Raw genomic sequence first — 14459 nt, 5'->3', positions numbered from 1 at the left:
GCCCCTACTTCAGCAGCAGCAGGGTGGCGTCGAGCGCCTCGGTCGGAGAGAGCGGCGCCTCGTCGCCGGCACCGGTCGCCGAGAGGGCGAACAGGCCGGACGGCGTGATGACGGTCGCGCCCGAGAGGGTGACGCCCTCCTGAGCGGCCTCGAGCTCGAAGGCCCGCCCGCCGAAGTCGCCGATGCGGGCGTCGTCGACCTCGGTGACGCCCTCCTGCCCGGCGATCTGGTCGCTCTGCGAGGTGATGGTCGCCTCGTCGAGCTCCTGCGTCTGGGCGACGGCGACGATGGCCTGCGCGTTCGGGTCGATCTCGCCCGTGGCGTTGGCCGCGCTGTTGGCCCAGGAGCACTGCAGCTGGCCATCGGTCTCGGTGCTCTCGTCCTGCAGGTCGAGGCCCTCGATGATCGAGCCGAGCGCCTCGCCCGCGTCGGCGCAGGTCGTCACGGCGAGCTCGCCCGAGAGGTCGGCGCTCTCGGGCGCAGCCGAGCTCTCGCTCGCCGAGCTGCTCGGGTCGCTCGACTCGGAGCTCGAGTCGTCGGAGCCGGTGCAGCCCGCGAGGAGCAGTGTGAGCGCGACGGCTCCCGAGGTCAGGACCGTCATCGCGGTCTTCGTGGTCGTGGTGGTGGTGCGCATCGAGGTCCCCCTGCAACGGCCGCCGACTCGCTGCGCGACGGACCCCGCCAGCCTAACCGCGCCTCCTACCAGTGCGTCCGCTCGCGCTCCTGCTGCACGACGGCCTCCCGGTCGGCGAGACCGGCCAGCCCCGACAGCGCCTGGCGCATGCGCGGGTTGCCCATCAGCACCGGCCCCGTGCGGTCGAGGAACGCCCAGTACCCCGCCGTCACCGGGCAGGCGTCGGGCCCGAGTCGCTTCTTCGGGTCGAACCGGCAGCCGCCGCAGTGGTCGGTCATGCGGTTGATGTAGGCGCCGCCCGAGGCGTACGGCTTGGTCGCCACGATGCCGCCGTCGGCGTGCTGCGACATGCCGACGACGTTGGCGGGCATCACCCAGGGCGTGCCGTCGACGTACATGTCGATGAACCACTGGCTGAGCGCCGACGGTTCGACGCCGCGCTGCAGCGCCCAGTTGCCGAGGATCATCAGCCGCTGGATGTGGTGGCTCCACCCGTGCCGGTGCAGGCCGTCGAGCGTCTCCGACAGGCAGTTCGCCTCGACGACCGCGTCACCGGCGGAATCGGTGGGCGAGCCGGTCGACGGGTCGCGCCCCAGGGTCGCGAAGACGTCGGGCAGCGGCTCGGTCGCCCCGAGCGCGTTGTTCGACGTCGCGTAGTCCTCGCCGAGCCGCCAGTAGAGATGCCACATGTAGTCGCGCCACCCCATGACCTGCCGCACGAACCCCTCCACGCTGCGGATCGGAGCGTCGCCGGCGGTGTACGCCGCGGCGACGGCGTCGATCACGTCGCGCGGGTCGATCAGCCCGAGGTTCATCGGGGCGCTGATCAGCGAGTGCGCCATCGTCCAGTCGCCGCCGAGCGTGGCGTCCTCGAAGGGGCCGAAGTCGGGCAGCCGCACCTCGACGAACTCGGCGACCGCCGCCTCGGCCTCGGCGGTGGTGGCGGCGAACCGGCGCGGACCGTCGTCGCCGACCAGGGTGACCACGCCGTCGCGCTCCCAGCGGGCGATGTCGTGCCGCACCTCCTCGTCGATGTCGTCCTCGACGGGCCAGAGGGGCGGGGGCAGACCGAGCGAGGCGGCGCCCTTCGGGGGCTTCTCGCGGTTGTCGTGATCGTGGTTCCAGCGGCCGCCGGCGGGCTCCTGCCCCTCCATCAGCACGCCGGTGCGCTGCCGGACGACCCGGTAGAAGTCCTCCATCAGCAGCCGCTTGCCGGCGCGCGAGTCCGCCCACGCCGCGAAGTCGCCCTCGCTGGTGACGAAGCCGCGGCTCGGCAGGATCTCGGCGCCGACCCGTCGCACGAGCCGCCGGGCCCGATACGAGGTGGGGTCGATCACCTGCAGGTCGTCACGCCCGTCGACGACCTCGGAGTAGTGCTCGACCTGGCGGAAGTCGACGCGGTCACCCAGGTCGCGCGCCCGGTGGCGGATCGCGGACAGCAGCAGCTGCAGCTTCGCCCGGTGCAGCGTGCGCCCCCGCCACGACGACCTCGACTCGACGAGCAGCAGAGGGCCGCCGTCGTCGAAGTGCGGGCCGAGTTGGTCGAGGAAGATCCAGCGGGTGCGGTCCATGAGGCGTCGAACGGTACTCGCCGGGGTGTCGCGGCGCGCACGCCGTGGCCGCGTTCGGCGACGCCGGGGCCGCACCCAGGCCGAGGAGGCGCGGGCCGGGTACCGTCGACCGCCCCTGACCTCTGGAGATCACCATGGCATCCCTGCTTCGCCGATTCGCCCCCCTGATCATCACGTTCGTCGTGCGCAAGATCATGAACAAGCGCGGCGGCGGCGGCACGACCGGCGGCGGATACTCGCGTCGCTGAGCCGCGGCTCCTCGGGTCGCTGAGCCGCGCCCCCTCGGGTCCGCGAGCCGCGCCTCCTCGGGTCCGCGACCCACGCCTCCTCGGTCCCGCGACCCGCTCACCGCAGACGAGAACCCCCGCGTGAGCGACGAACCCCCGGATGACGGGGTTCGATGCTCACGCGGGGGTTCTGTCGTCTCCGCAGGAGGTGCGGATCAGCTCTCGAACGTCGCGTCGAGCGTGATCTCGACACCGGTGAGGGCCTTGGAGACCGGGCAGGTCGCCTTGGCCTCGTCGGCGGCCTTGAGGAACGCGGCCTCGTCGATGCCGGACACCTCGCCGTTGACGGTGAGGTGGATGCCGGTCAGCTGGAATCCGCCGGCCGGGTCGGCGCCGAGCGAGACGTCGGCCTTGACGTCGAGGGCCTCGACGGTGCCACCGGCCTGACCGAGGACGGCGCTGAACTGCATGGCGTAGCAGGCCGAGTGAGCGGCGGCGAGCAGCTCCTCCGGGCTGGTCGAGCCGTTGGCGTCCTCAGCGGAGCGCTTCGGGAACGAGACGCCGTAAGTGCCGACCTTCGAGCTGGTCATCTCGACCTGGCCCTCGCCGGTCTCGAGGCTTCCGTTCCAGGCGGTGCGTGCGGTGCGAGTGGGCATGATGCTCCTTCGATCGTTATCGGGTGGGTGTTCGCGGAACTGGTGCTGGTCTGGGGTGGTGCCTGTGGTGCGGCCGTGCGGCCCGCGTCAGGCGACGGCGCGGACGCTGTCGGCCACGTCGCCGAGCTGCGCGGTCAGGGCGCCGAGATCGGCCGCCGACAGGCCGGTGGCCTCGCAGACCCTCTCGGGGATGCTCGCCGCCTGCGCCCGCAGCGCGTCGCCGGCCGGCGTGAGATCGACCTGCACGGCCCGCTCGTCGACAGCGTCACGTCGCCGGGTGACGAGACCCAGGGTCTCGAGACGGCGGAGCAGGGGCGAGAGCGTGCCCGAGTCAAGATGCAGCCGCTCGCCGAGACCCGAGACGCGGGTCTCGCCGTCCTCCCACAGCACGAGCAGCACGAGGTACTGCGGGTACGTGATGCCGAGCGGCTCGAGCAGCTCGCGGTAGCGCGAGGTCAGCGCACGCGACGCGCTGTAGAGCGCGAAGCAGATCTGCTCGTCGAGCAGGGGCGTGCGTGCGGTGTCGGACATGACTCGACCGTAACACCTCGTCCACAACCTTGTTGAGTGCAACCGAAATCGGCCAGGGCCGAGGAGGCGCGCGCGGCCTGCGAGAGCCGCGCACCCTCTGCGGGCACGGTCGCGTAGCCTGCACGGCATGAGCACCGACGACCCCACCGGCATGACCGACGACGAGAAGCGCCACGACCAGCTCACCCGGGCGCCGAAGTCGGACGAGGGCGACGCCGCCCCGCGCATCACCACCGAAGACCGGGGTGACGGCGTGACCCGCATCGACGTCGCCGACACCGCCGCCGTCCGCCCCGGCAAGGGCGAGCCCCGCCCCGCCGACTGACCCGCTCCTCCCGCATCCTCTGCGTCGAAGCGACCCGATCGGCTGCCAGCAGGCCGGGGACGGCACCGATCGAGTCACCTCGATGACGGCCGACCCTCCTAGACGCCGGAGAGCGGCCTCGGGTACCATGGCTCCTGGTCGCACGTCACGCGCGGCCCCGGGCGCGCACGACAGCGCGCAGTCGGGATCACCATCCTCCCCGTGTCACACGGGTAGCAGGAACGGCGCCCGCCGACGACCGAGACCTCACCATGACGATCGCCTCCGCGCGTCCTTCGACGCCCACCGCACCTCCTATGAAATTCCCCCTCGCCGGTCTGCTCGCGCTGGCCGTCGCCACGTTCCTGTCGATCTCGGGCGAGATGCTGCCCACCGGGCTGCTGCCCGAGATGAGCGGGGAGCTCGGCGTCAGCGAGTCGAGCATCGGCCTGCTCGTCAGCGTCTTCGCGTTCACCGTGGTGCTGACCAGCACGACGCTGACGCATCTGACCCGGCGCCTCCCCCGCCATCTGCTGATCGTCGGCCTGATCGTGGTGCTCGCGATCAGCGCGGCGCTCACCGCGATCGCGCCCACCTACGAGCTGGTCGTCGCATCGCGCATCCTCGGCGGCCTGGCCCACGGCACGTTCTGGGCGATCGGCGGCGCCTACGCCGCGCACCTCGTGCCCCGCGAGCAGGTCGGGCGCGCCCTGGCCGTCGCGATGAGCGGCGGCACCCTCGCCTTCGTGCTCGGGGTGCCCCTCGGCACGGCGCTCGGCCAGGCCCTCGGCTGGCGCCCCGCGTTCGGCATCCTCGCCGCGGCGATGGCCCTCGGAGCGGTGCTCGTCTGGCGCCTGCTGCCGCCGGTGCCCGCCGCCGGCCGGACCGCCGAGGAGGCGCGCGCGGCCGACCGCGACGGCACCCGCCCCGCAGACGCCGACGCCGGCGGCACCCCCGGCACCGGAACCCGGACCGACGACTCGGCGAGCCACGTCGAGGCCGCGACCACGATGGTCCCCGCGACGGGATCCGTGCCGATCGTGCCGACCCGCGCCTCCTCGGGCGCTCCGCGGCGGGGTGCGCTGCCGAAGCCGTCCGTGCTGGGCGTCGTCTTCAGCTGCGTCATCACCGCGGTGTTCATGGTCGGGCACTACTCGTTCTTCACCTTCATCGCGCCGTATCTCGTGCGGTCGACCGGCATCGCCGAGTCGTCGCTCAGCGCCGCGCTCTTCGCGTTCGGCATCGCCGGAGGCGTCGGTCTCCTGATGGTCGGGTGGTTCCTCGGCAAGCGCCCGCGCATCAGCATCCCGGTCGGCATCGCCGTGGTCGCCGTCTCGGTGTTCGCCATGATGGCGTTCGAGGGCGAGCCGACGCCCGCGCTCATCGCGTTCGTCGTGTGGGGCGTGACGTTCGGGGCGCTGCCGCCGCTGTTCCAGACGCGCATGCTGCAGGTCGCCCCCGCGACGATGCGCGACCTCGCCAGCGCCTTCTACACGACGGGCTTCAACGCCGGCATCGGCGGCGGAGCCCTGATCGGCGCCCTCGTGCTCGACGGCTCGGGGCTCGACGCCCTGCCGGTGCTGTACATCGTGGTCGCGGTCGTCGTGCTCGGGCTCGTGCTCGTCACCGACCGCGTGCTCGCGGTGCGCTCGGCCCGCGCGTAGGCGGCCGCACCGCGCGGGGTCGGCCGCGCCGCGCCGGCTGCCCCGAATGAGGCCGGCCGCACCGCGCGGGGCATCGCCCCCGAAATGGGGCGCGCCCCGAGCCGTCGTCGAGTCGGCGCAGAGCGAATACTGGACGGAGCACGGCACCGCCGACGCGTCCTGATCCACCGCCGCACCTCACCGCCGGAGCGGCCCGCAGGGCGGTTCGGCGCAGAGCGACAGGAGGCCGGCATGCCCACCTCGAGCCCCGTCGCCGTTCCCTCGACCCCGTGCCCCTCGTGCGGCGAGGACGCCCGCCTCGCCGCCAACCCGTACTACGGCACCGGGCTCTCGGTGCATCCGCACGTGGTCACCTGCACGCACTGCGGTCGGCTGGGGTTCGCGCCGCGAGCGGACTCCGGCCCGGCGGACGACGCCGAGGCGACGCCCGCCGTCCGCGGGCCGTGGAGGCGGCTGACCGCCTGGCTGGGAGCCGCGTGACCGGCCGGCTCCGCGCATCCTGAACCTCCGCTGGACGCTCGCCGACAATGGCGGGACGGGGAGGGCGTTGGCTGGGCGCATGACAACGATCGGAATCATCGGAGCAGGCAACATCGGCAGCCAGGTCGCACGCGCGGTCATCGAACAGGGCTACGACGTCGTGATCAGCAACTCGCGCGGACCCGAGACGCTCGCCGACCTCGTCGCGGACCTCGGCCCCAACGCGCGCGCCGCGACGGCCCAGGAGGCGGGCGAGGCGGGCGAGATCGTCGTCGTCACGGTGCCCCTCAAGAACGTCGAGCAGGTGCCCGTCGAGCCGCTCGCCGGCAAGATCGTCATCGACACGAACAACTACTACTTCGAGCGCGACGGGAACATCGCCGCTCTCGACAACGGCGTGGACACCGTCTCGCAGATGCTGCAGCGCCACCTGCCGACCAGCAAGGTCGCCAAGGGCTTCAACCACATCATGGCGAAGGACATCACGACCGACGGCAAGCCCGCCGGCACCGAGGGCCGTCGCGCCCTCGCCACCTCGAGCGACTTCGAGGAGGCCGCCGAGGCCGTGCAGCACCTCTACGACGAGCTCGGCTTCGACACGGTCAACGTCGGGCCGCTGAGCGACAGCTGGCGGGTCGAGCGCGACCAGCCCGCCTACGTCGTGTCGCAGACCCGCTCCGAGCTCGTCGAGAACCTCGCGCAGGCCACCCGCGCCACCGCGACGACCGAGCCCGCACCGCACCCCGAGGCGTAGCGCCCGCGGCGCGGCCAGCAGTCGAGACGGCTCGCCGCGCCCCACGTCAGTTCACGAGATACGCGTTTCGGGACGAGATGCCGCCAGCCCCAGCGGCGTCTCGTCCCTTTTCGCGTGGTTCTGCAGGGAGCGATCCGCTCGACCCGGCCCTAGGCTGACGCCCATGCTCATCGTCTCGCTCGTCGCCGCCTCCCTGGCCGCTCTGCTGCACGTCTACATCTTCGTGATGGAGTCCGTGCTCTGGTCGACCCCGCGGGTCCGCGCGACGTTCGGCATCGACGACGACCGGCAGCTCGAGCACACGAAGCCGATGGCCTTCAACCAGGGCTTCTACAATCTGTTCCTCGCGATCGTGACCGCGGTCGGCGTCGTTCTCGTCGCGACCAGCCGAGGAGGCGCGGGTCAGGTCGACGACGTCTCCTCCGCCGGTCTCGCCCTCCTGGTCGCGGGCACCGGCTCGATGCTCGCCGCGGCGCTCGTGCTGGCGCTGTCCGACCGCACGAAGCGGCGCGCCGCGTCGACTCAGGGGCTGTTCCCGCTCGTGACGCTCGTCGCGTTGCTCGTCTGGTCTCTCGCGCGCTGACGCGTGCGCTCCGGCGCCCGAGCTGGTGTCCGCGTTCTGCGGGCGAGCCCACCCTCTGGGCGCACATCATGGACACTCGCGCCGCACTAGCCTGGGCGGGTGACCGACGTGACCACCGCCTCCTCCCCCACCACGCACTGGACCCTGACGCTGGTCTGCCACGACCGACCGGGCATCGTCCATGCGATCAGCGGCGCCGTGGTGCAGGCCGGCGGCAACATCACCGAGTCGGCCCAGTTCTCGAGTCACGACACGGGCACGTTCTTCATGCGACTGCAGGTCGAGGCGCCCGGTGAACGCGCCGCGTTCGAGGCGGCGCTGGCGCCCGTGATCGCCCACTACGACATGCAGGCGAAGCTCGACGTGGTGGGGCGTCCGATCCGCACGCTCGTGCTGGCGAGCAAGGCGGCGCACTGCGTGAACGACCTGCTGTTCCGGCAGCGCGCGGGGCAGCTGCCCGTCGAGATCCCGCTGATCCTCGCCAACCACGACGACCTCTCGGGCCTGGCCGAGTTCTACGGCAAGCGCTTCGAGCACCACCCCGTGACCGACCCCGGGTCGAAGGCCACCTTCGAGGCCCGCGTGCTGCAGGTCGTCGACCGGTACGACATCGAGCTGGTCGTGCTGGCCCGGTACATGCAGATCCTGAGCCCCGAGCTCTGCGCGGCGCTCGAGGGCCGGGCGATCAACATCCACCATTCGTTCCTGCCCGGGTTCAAGGGGGCCAACCCCTACCGCCAGGCGCACGCCCGCGGCGTGAAGCTGATCGGGGCGACGGCCCACTTCGTGACCAGCGACCTCGACGAGGGCCCGATCATCGAGCAGAACGTCGTGCGGGTCGACCACACGCGCAGCGCCCCCGAGCTGATGGCGATCGGACAGGACGAGGAGAGCCGCACGCTCACCCAGGCCGTCCGCTGGTTCGCCGAGGACCGCGTGCTGCTCGACGGGGCGCGCACCATCGTCTTCCGCTGAGGCTCGTCGCCGGCGAGGGGCCGGAAGTGCCCGCTCGGGCGACGGTGGCGGGTCGTACGCTGGGCGGATGACTCCGACCGACACCGCGCATCCTGGGCCATCGAACCGGGGACCCGCCGCGACGACGCTCGGCGTGGTGCGCTTCGCCACCGGACTCTTCGCCCTCTTCACGCTCGCGCTCTGGGGCTACCTCGCGTGGTTGTTCCCGTGGCCGGCGATCGCGTTCATGATCGGGGCTCCGTTGTTCGCGATCGTCGTGTGGGCGCTCTTCCGCGCGCCGCAGGCGATCATCGCGACCGACGCGGTGGGCAAGGCCATCGTCGAGATCGCGGTGATGGGCGCGGCGACGGCGGCGTGGTTCCAGCTCGGATACCCGATCGTCGGGGTCGTGTTCGCCCTGGTCGCGGCCGTCGTCGGCGTGCTGACGTTCCGCCGCGAGGCGCGGGCGGACTGAGCAGCAGCGCCTAGAGCGTCCGCCCGGCGTTGGCGTCGAGCCACGCCTTGGGGTCGACCTGCGTCGAACCGCCCATCAGCACCTCGAAGTGCAGGTGCTCGCCCGTGGCGACGCCGGTGCGTCCGACGAGGCCGACCAGCTCGCCGACGCCGACCTGCTGGCCGACGACCAGCGGGCTCGAGCCCGAGCGCATGTGGGCGTACATCGTGCTGACGAGTCCGCCGTCGATGACGTGGTCGATCACGACGTACGTGCCGAACTGAGCGTGAACGCCGGCGATGCGGACCGTGCCGGCGGCGACGGCGCCGATCGGGGTACCGCCTCCCGGGGTCATGTCGAGCCCCATGTGCATGCTCGAGCACGCCGCGCAGGGAGCGCTGCGGGGGCCGAAGCCCGAGCTGAGCACGACGCTGCCCGGGAACGGCCAGCGGATGTCGCCCGTGCCGCTGTTGACGATCGTGCCGCCGCCCGAGGCGACGCCGGCGGCCGCTCCGAGGGCGCCGGTCGGCGACACGGCACCGCCGGTGGTCGACTCGACGGCCTCTTCGGCGACCTCCACCACGGGCGGCGGCGGGGGCGGCGGAGGCGGCGGGTCGGTGACGCCGTACGAGTCGCGCTCGGCGACGGCCAGCACGACGAGCGACGCGGCGAGCGTCTGCCCCGTCATGGGCGCGGACGTCGACACCGGGATGCCCGAGCCGCCCAGGTCGGACGCCGACGCGGGCGTGACGTTCGACGAGAAGAACAGGGTCGCGGCGAGCAGCGCGAAGGCGGGCACGGCGGCCTCGCGGGCGCGGCGGGCCATGAAGCTCGGACGGCGGGCGGGCAGGAGGCGCGGCTCCGGTGCCGAGACCGTCCGCGTCGAGCGGACGGGGACGCGCGAGACGGCGGGCTGCTGCAGAGCGGCGGGGTGCCGTGCGGCCGAGGGCGTCGCGACGGGCGAGGGGGCCTCGGGCGCGGCGGCGCGTTCACGCGCGAGCGCCTCGCGACGGGTCAGAGGCGGAGCATCGAGCCGGGGGTCGCTCACGAGACGGACGTCGTCAGGTCGGCGCAGCGGGTCACGGGTCTCCTCGGGGTGGATCGTCTGATCATAGGCAACATGCCGACGGACGGCCAGGGGCTCGGCGCATGTCGTCGACGAATCGTCAGGATCGTCCGAGCGCCACGCCGCGCCTCCTCGACCCCGCGCCTCCTCGGCCTCAGCCGCGCAGCCCGGGGAAGTCCGAGTCCCGCCACTCGCCGGCGATCCGGTCGCCCGAGACGGCGGCGTCCTCCTCGCGCTGCCGCAGCTCGACACGGCGGATCTTGCCCGAGATGGTCTTCGGCAGCTCGTCGACGAACTCGATGCGTCGCACGCGCTCGTAGGCAGGCAGGCCCGTGCGGGCGTGCGCCAGGACGTCGCGCGCGGTGTCGGCCGACGCCTCGACCCCGGCGGCGAGGGTGACGTACGCCTTGACAACGGCCAGCCGGACGTCGTCGGGTGCGGGCACCACAGCGGACTCGGCGACGGCGGGGTGCTCGATCAGCACGCTCTCGACCTCGAACGGCGACACCTTGTAGTCGGACGACTTGAAGATGTCGTCGGTGCGACCGACGAAGGTGATCATGCCGTCGGCGTCGCGCTCGGCGACGTCGCCGGTGTGGAACAGCCCGTCGCGCATCGACGACTCGGTGCGCGCCGAGTCGCCCAGGTAGCCGGTCATCAGATTCACGGGTCGCGTGGTCAGGTCGAGGCAGACCTCGCCCTCGTCGCCGACGACTCCCGTGACGGGGTCGACGAGCACGACGTCGACGCCGGGCAGCGCGCGCCCCATCGAGCCCGCCTTGATCGTGCCGCCCGGGGCGTTGGCGATGATGGCCGTCGTCTCGGTCTGGCCGTAGCCGTCGCGGATGTCGAGACCCCAGCCCTGCTGGACGCGGCCGATCACCTCGGGGTTGAGGGGTTCGCCCGCGGACAGCGCCTCGCGCAGGGCGCGGGGCCGTTCGCCGAGCGACGACTGGATCAGCATGCGCCAGACGGTGGGAGGCGCGCAGAACGACGTGACGGCGGCCCGCTCGAGCTGATCGCGCAGCGCGGCGGGACGGAAGCGCCCGTAGTTGTAGACGAAGACGGTGGCCTCGGCGGTCCACGGGGCGAAGAAGCAGCTCCAGGCGTGCTTGCCCCAACCGGGCGACGAGATGGTCATGTGCACGTCGCCGGGGCGGACGCCGAGCCAGTACGTCGTACTGAGGTGCCCCACCGGATACGAGGCGTGCGAGTGCACGACCATCTTCGGCTTGCTGGTCGTGCCCGAGGTGAAGTAGACGAGGCAGGGGTCGTCGGTCGCGGTGACGACGTCGGGTCGTACCGAGGAGGCGCGGTGCGAGTCCGCGAAGTCCGTCCAGCCCTCCGGGGCGGAGCCGCCCGACGGAACGACGGCGATGCGGGTGACGCCCTCGACGCCGTCGATCCCCTCGAAGGCGGCCGCGTCGGAGGCATTCGCGACGACGTGGCGCACGAGCCCGCGCTCGATGCGGTCGGCGAGATCGGCGGTGCCGAGCACGGTCGACGTCGGCAGGATGACGGCGCCGATCTTCATGACGGCGAGCATCGCCTCCCACAGCTCGACCTGGTTGCCGAGCATCAGCATGACGTGGTCGCCGCGCGCGACGCCGAGACCGTGCAGCCACGACGCGACCTGGTCGCTGCGACGGCGCATGGCGTCGAACGTGATGCGCTGCTCGGAGCCGTCCTCCTCGACGAGCCAGAGGGCGATGCGGTCGTCGTCGCGGGCCATGACGTCGAACCAGTCGACGGCCCAGTTGAAGCGATCGCCGACGTCGGGCCACCGGAACTCGGAGCCCGCACGGTCGAGGTCGCGCCCGAGGTCGAGCAGGTGGTCGCGCGCCGCACGGAATGCCGTCGTCGCGGATGACTCGGCGGGCGGTTCGGTCGCCGGAGCGGCATCGGGTGCGGTGGCGGGTGCGGGTGCGGGTGCGGGTGCGGGTTCGCCGGAGGGTGCGGTGCGGGGTGCGTCGGAGGCTTCGGGTGTCTGCGCGGGCATCACGCCATCATGCTCCTCGACGCATTCTGGCCGCGGCATGAGTCTCGAGACGCGAGCGGCGCCGTGCCGCCGACCGGCAGGGTCAGCACGAAGACGGCGCCTCCGGGGAGCCCGGTGTCCGGTCCGGGCTCGACGCAGACGAGATCGCCGCCGTGCGCCCGCGCGAGACCCCGCGCGATCGGGAGTCCGAGACCCGCGCCTCCGTCGCCCGACCGCCGAGCGGCGTCGAGACGGACGAGTCGCTCGAACACCCGCTCGCGGTCCGCGCCCGGCACGCCGGGCCCGTCGTCGCGGACGGTCACCGTGACCGTCCCGGTTCCGGTCTCGTTCCCGGACCCGGACCCGGCCCCGGTCCCGGTCCCGGTCCCGGCCTCACGTCGGGCCTCGCTCTCGCCCGACCGGCCCTCCCCGCCTCCGACCCCCTCGATCTCGACGGTGACGCGGCCCGTGCCGCCGGTCGCACGGGCGGCGTTGTCGAGCAGATTGCCGACGATCTGCGAGATCCGCCCCGCATCCACGGCGGCGAGCACCGGTGCCGACCCGGACCCCGACCCAGACCCCGACCCGGACCCCGATCCCGATCCGGCAGCGCTCGAGACCGTCCCGACCCCCGCCTGCGCGCGCACGACCCGCAGGTCGAGACCCGGCCGCCGCACGCGGAGCCGCTCGGCGTCGGCGCGGACGATCGCCTCGACGTCGACGACCTCGAGGTCGAGCTCGACGCCGCGGTCGACGCGCGCCATGAGCAGCATGTCGTCGATCAGGCGCGAGGCGCGCTCCGCCTCGCGCACCACGTGCACCGCCAGCCGCTCGCGGTCGGCGTCCGACGGGGGCGAGCGCACCAGGGTGTCGGCGGCGGCGCGCATGCCCGCCACCGGGGTCCGCAGCTCGTGCGCGGCGTCCGACACGAACGCCCGCACGCGGCTCTCGGCCTCGAGGGCCGTCCGCTCGGCCCCCTCCACCCCGTCGAGCATCTCGTCGAAGGCCAGCGCGACCCGTCCGATCTCGGTGTCGCGTCGCGCCGGGCGCAGCCGTCGGCCGCGGTCGCCCGAGGCGATCGACCGGGCCATCGCCGTCATGCGGTCGAGCGGCCGCAGCGTCGCCCGGACGACGAGCGCGAGACCGGCCGCGGCCACGAGCAGGAACGCCGCCGACGCGCCGAGCATCACCCAGCGCAGCTGGGTCAGGGTCTCGCCCACCGACCGGGAGTCCGTCGACAGGGTGATGGTCGATCCGTCGCTCAGCCGCGAGACGAGGGTGGTGACCTCGTCGTCCGACGAGACCTCGGACGACGAGACGGCGACCGCCGAGGAGGAGCGGGTCGTGTCGTCCGCGCCGGCCGCGTCGTCGACGGGAGCGGTCGATGCGTCGGACCCCGCGCCTCCTCGGTCCGGTCCCTGGCCGGGCCCGCCGAGCGGTCCGTCGGAGCCGAGGGCGGGCGGCCCGGCGCGGAGCTGCTCGGGGCTGGGGCCGGCGACGATCTCGCCGCCGTCGGCGTCCTCGATGACCACCGAGAGGCCCTGCGCGGACAGGCGCTCGGCGAGCTCGTCGCCGTCCACCGTGCCGACGAGCGACGCGGCGGCCGCGGCCCGGTCGGTCAGCCGGTCGACGACCTGCGCCCGGAGACGCTGGCCGAGGGTCAGCTCGACGGTCACGGCGAGCGCACCGAGCAGCACGGTCAGGAGCAGGAGCACCGCGACGACGGTGCGGACGCGCAGCGACCCGGTGCGGAGTCCCGGCGACCCGGTCTCGACGACGGGCGCCGCGCCTCCGGACGCTCGTCGGGGGTGAGGGGCTCTCACGCGCTCATCCGGTACCCGAGCCCGCGGACCGTGTGGATGAGTCGCGGCCCGGAGCCCTCCATCTTGCGACGCAGCGCGCTGAGGTGCACCTCGACCAGATTGGGGTCGTAGTCGTCGTAGCCCCACACCTGCGTGAGGATCTGCGTCTTCGAGACGGTGCGCCCGCGGCTCTCGGCGAGGAACCCCAGCAGACGGAACTCGGTCGCCGTGAGATCGAGCGGGCGGCCCCCGCGGGTGCTGCGCGCCGCATCGGGGTCGACCACGAGATCGCCGATCTCGATCACCGACGGGATCCGGCCCCGACGGCGCAGAACGGCCGTGACGCGGGCGATCAGCTCGGCGACGGCGAATGGCTTGACGATGTAGTCGTCGACACCCTCGGCGAAGCCCCGCAGGCGGTCGTCGACCTCGTCGCGGGCGGTGAGCATGACGACCGCGGCATCCGAGGAGGTGCGGATCACCGCCGCGAGCCGGATCCCGGGTGCGCCGGGCAGCATCCAGTCGAGCACGACGAGATCGGGCACGAACGACCCGAGCTCGTCGGCGAGAGCACCGCCGTCGGCGAGACCCCGCGTGGTGAAGCCCTCGGCGTCGAGCGCGGCGAGGACGGCGGTGCGGATCGTCTCGTCGTCGTCGACGACGAGGATGCGGGCGGGGCTGAGCATCCGGCGACGCTAAGCGGCCCGCGTATGAACCGGCTATGGGCGGGCTGGCAGTCCGGTGGGGCATCCGACCGGTCGACGGAGCTTAAGTCGTGCTTCAGAAACGGCTCCGAGAGTG

15 protein-coding genes are annotated in these 14459 nt (G+C 73.0%); 7 read left to right on the top strand and 8 right to left on the bottom strand.

Annotation, left to right across the window (positions count from 1 at the left end; genetic code table 11):
• Positions 1-4 precede the first annotated feature (4 nt).
• The 4 genes from ASF17_RS12200 to ASF17_RS12185 form a co-directional block, all read right to left on the bottom strand.
• Positions 5-634, bottom strand: a complete 630-nt coding sequence (locus ASF17_RS12200) for a hypothetical protein (protein WP_055800145.1) — start codon at positions 632-634, stop codon at positions 5-7.
• Between the two features lie 65 nt (positions 635-699).
• Positions 700-2205: a cryptochrome/photolyase family protein gene (locus tag ASF17_RS12195; RefSeq protein ID WP_055800142.1), complete on the bottom strand. Its 1506-nt coding sequence runs from the start codon at positions 2203-2205 to the stop codon at positions 700-702.
• A 442-nt stretch (positions 2206-2647) separates the two neighbouring features.
• Entirely contained in the window at positions 2648-3088 is a 441-nt protein-coding gene (locus ASF17_RS12190) for an OsmC family peroxiredoxin (protein ID WP_055800139.1), read from the bottom strand.
• A gap of 87 nt (positions 3089-3175) precedes the next feature.
• Positions 3176-3619 carry a MarR family winged helix-turn-helix transcriptional regulator gene (locus ASF17_RS12185; RefSeq protein WP_055800137.1) on the bottom strand — a complete coding sequence of 148 codons (444 nt, stop codon included), beginning with the start codon at positions 3617-3619 and terminating at the stop codon, positions 3176-3178.
• Positions 3620-3746: 127 nt separating this feature from the next.
• On the opposite strand from ASF17_RS12185, the gene ASF17_RS12180 reads away from it, so the two are divergent.
• The 7 genes from ASF17_RS12180 (at position 3747) to ASF17_RS12150 (ending at position 8833) form a co-directional block, all read left to right on the top strand.
• The gene (locus ASF17_RS12180) at positions 3747-3944 is read left to right on the top strand and encodes a hypothetical protein (RefSeq protein WP_055800134.1); all 198 of its coding nucleotides are present in this window, start codon (positions 3747-3749) and stop codon (positions 3942-3944) included.
• 296 nt (positions 3945-4240) lie between these two features.
• Entirely contained in the window at positions 4241-5587 is a 1347-nt protein-coding gene (locus tag ASF17_RS12175) for an MFS transporter (RefSeq protein WP_055800132.1), read from the top strand.
• Between the two features lie 231 nt (positions 5588-5818).
• Positions 5819-6067 (top strand): hypothetical protein, encoded by a 249-nt coding sequence (locus ASF17_RS12170; protein WP_055800130.1) that lies wholly within the window; start codon positions 5819-5821, stop codon positions 6065-6067.
• Between the two features lie 79 nt (positions 6068-6146).
• On the top strand, positions 6147-6821 hold the full coding sequence (locus tag ASF17_RS12165; RefSeq protein ID WP_055800126.1) for an NADPH-dependent F420 reductase: 675 nt from the start codon (positions 6147-6149) through the stop codon (positions 6819-6821).
• A gap of 163 nt (positions 6822-6984) precedes the next feature.
• A complete protein-coding gene (locus ASF17_RS12160; protein WP_055800123.1) occupies positions 6985-7404 on the top strand; it encodes a DUF1304 domain-containing protein in 420 nt (139 codons plus the stop codon).
• 99 nt (positions 7405-7503) lie between these two features.
• Positions 7504-8379, top strand: coding sequence for a formyltetrahydrofolate deformylase (purU, locus tag ASF17_RS12155; RefSeq protein ID WP_055800121.1), 876 nt, complete (start codon positions 7504-7506; stop codon positions 8377-8379).
• A 67-nt stretch (positions 8380-8446) separates the two neighbouring features.
• On the top strand, positions 8447-8833 hold the full coding sequence (locus ASF17_RS12150; protein ID WP_055800118.1) for a YrdB family protein: 387 nt from the start codon (positions 8447-8449) through the stop codon (positions 8831-8833).
• 10 nt (positions 8834-8843) lie between these two features.
• On the opposite strand, the gene ASF17_RS12145 is transcribed toward ASF17_RS12150, so the two are convergent.
• From ASF17_RS12145 to ASF17_RS12130, 4 genes are all read right to left on the bottom strand, one after another.
• Positions 8844-9860 (bottom strand): M23 family metallopeptidase, encoded by a 1017-nt coding sequence (locus ASF17_RS12145; RefSeq protein WP_055800113.1) that lies wholly within the window; start codon positions 9858-9860, stop codon positions 8844-8846.
• Between the two features lie 172 nt (positions 9861-10032).
• Positions 10033-11877 (bottom strand): AMP-binding protein, encoded by a 1845-nt coding sequence (locus ASF17_RS12140; RefSeq protein WP_082475325.1) that lies wholly within the window; start codon positions 11875-11877, stop codon positions 10033-10035.
• Positions 11877-13679 (bottom strand): HAMP domain-containing sensor histidine kinase, encoded by a 1803-nt coding sequence (locus ASF17_RS12135; protein ID WP_082475324.1) that lies wholly within the window; start codon positions 13677-13679, stop codon positions 11877-11879. Before ASF17_RS12135 ends, ASF17_RS12140 begins: the two co-directional genes overlap by 1 nt.
• The gene (locus tag ASF17_RS12130) at positions 13676-14344 is read right to left on the bottom strand and encodes a response regulator transcription factor (protein WP_055800110.1); all 669 of its coding nucleotides are present in this window, start codon (positions 14342-14344) and stop codon (positions 13676-13678) included. Before ASF17_RS12130 ends, ASF17_RS12135 begins: the two co-directional genes overlap by 4 nt.
• Positions 14345-14459 lie beyond the last annotated feature (115 nt).

It is taken from the genome of Frigoribacterium sp. Leaf263 (assembly GCF_001422285.1).
Taxonomy (GTDB): Bacteria; Actinomycetota; Actinomycetes; order Actinomycetales; family Microbacteriaceae; genus Frigoribacterium.
Note: the sequence above shows the minus strand (reverse complement) of the source record. Positions and strands in the feature narration are given on the sequence as shown.

Coding starts and splice junctions, on each gene's coding strand:
- ASF17_RS12200 (WP_055800145.1), bottom strand. CDS start 634: ATGCGCACCACCACCACGACCACGAAGACCGCGATGACGGTCCTGACC.
- ASF17_RS12195 (WP_055800142.1), bottom strand. CDS start 2,205: ATGGACCGCACCCGCTGGATCTTCCTCGACCAACTCGGCCCGCACTTC.
- ASF17_RS12190 (WP_055800139.1), bottom strand. CDS start 3,088: ATGCCCACTCGCACCGCACGCACCGCCTGGAACGGAAGCCTCGAGACC.
- ASF17_RS12185 (WP_055800137.1), bottom strand. CDS start 3,619: ATGTCCGACACCGCACGCACGCCCCTGCTCGACGAGCAGATCTGCTTC.
- ASF17_RS12180 (WP_055800134.1), top strand. CDS start 3,747: ATGAGCACCGACGACCCCACCGGCATGACCGACGACGAGAAGCGCCAC.
- ASF17_RS12175 (WP_055800132.1), top strand. CDS start 4,241: ATGAAATTCCCCCTCGCCGGTCTGCTCGCGCTGGCCGTCGCCACGTTC.
- ASF17_RS12170 (WP_055800130.1), top strand. CDS start 5,819: ATGCCCACCTCGAGCCCCGTCGCCGTTCCCTCGACCCCGTGCCCCTCG.
- ASF17_RS12165 (WP_055800126.1), top strand. CDS start 6,147: ATGACAACGATCGGAATCATCGGAGCAGGCAACATCGGCAGCCAGGTC.
- ASF17_RS12160 (WP_055800123.1), top strand. CDS start 6,985: ATGCTCATCGTCTCGCTCGTCGCCGCCTCCCTGGCCGCTCTGCTGCAC.
- ASF17_RS12150 (WP_055800118.1), top strand. CDS start 8,447: ATGACTCCGACCGACACCGCGCATCCTGGGCCATCGAACCGGGGACCC.
- ASF17_RS12140 (WP_082475325.1), bottom strand. CDS start 11,877: ATGCCCGCGCAGACACCCGAAGCCTCCGACGCACCCCGCACCGCACCC.
- ASF17_RS12130 (WP_055800110.1), bottom strand. CDS start 14,344: ATGCTCAGCCCCGCCCGCATCCTCGTCGTCGACGACGACGAGACGATC.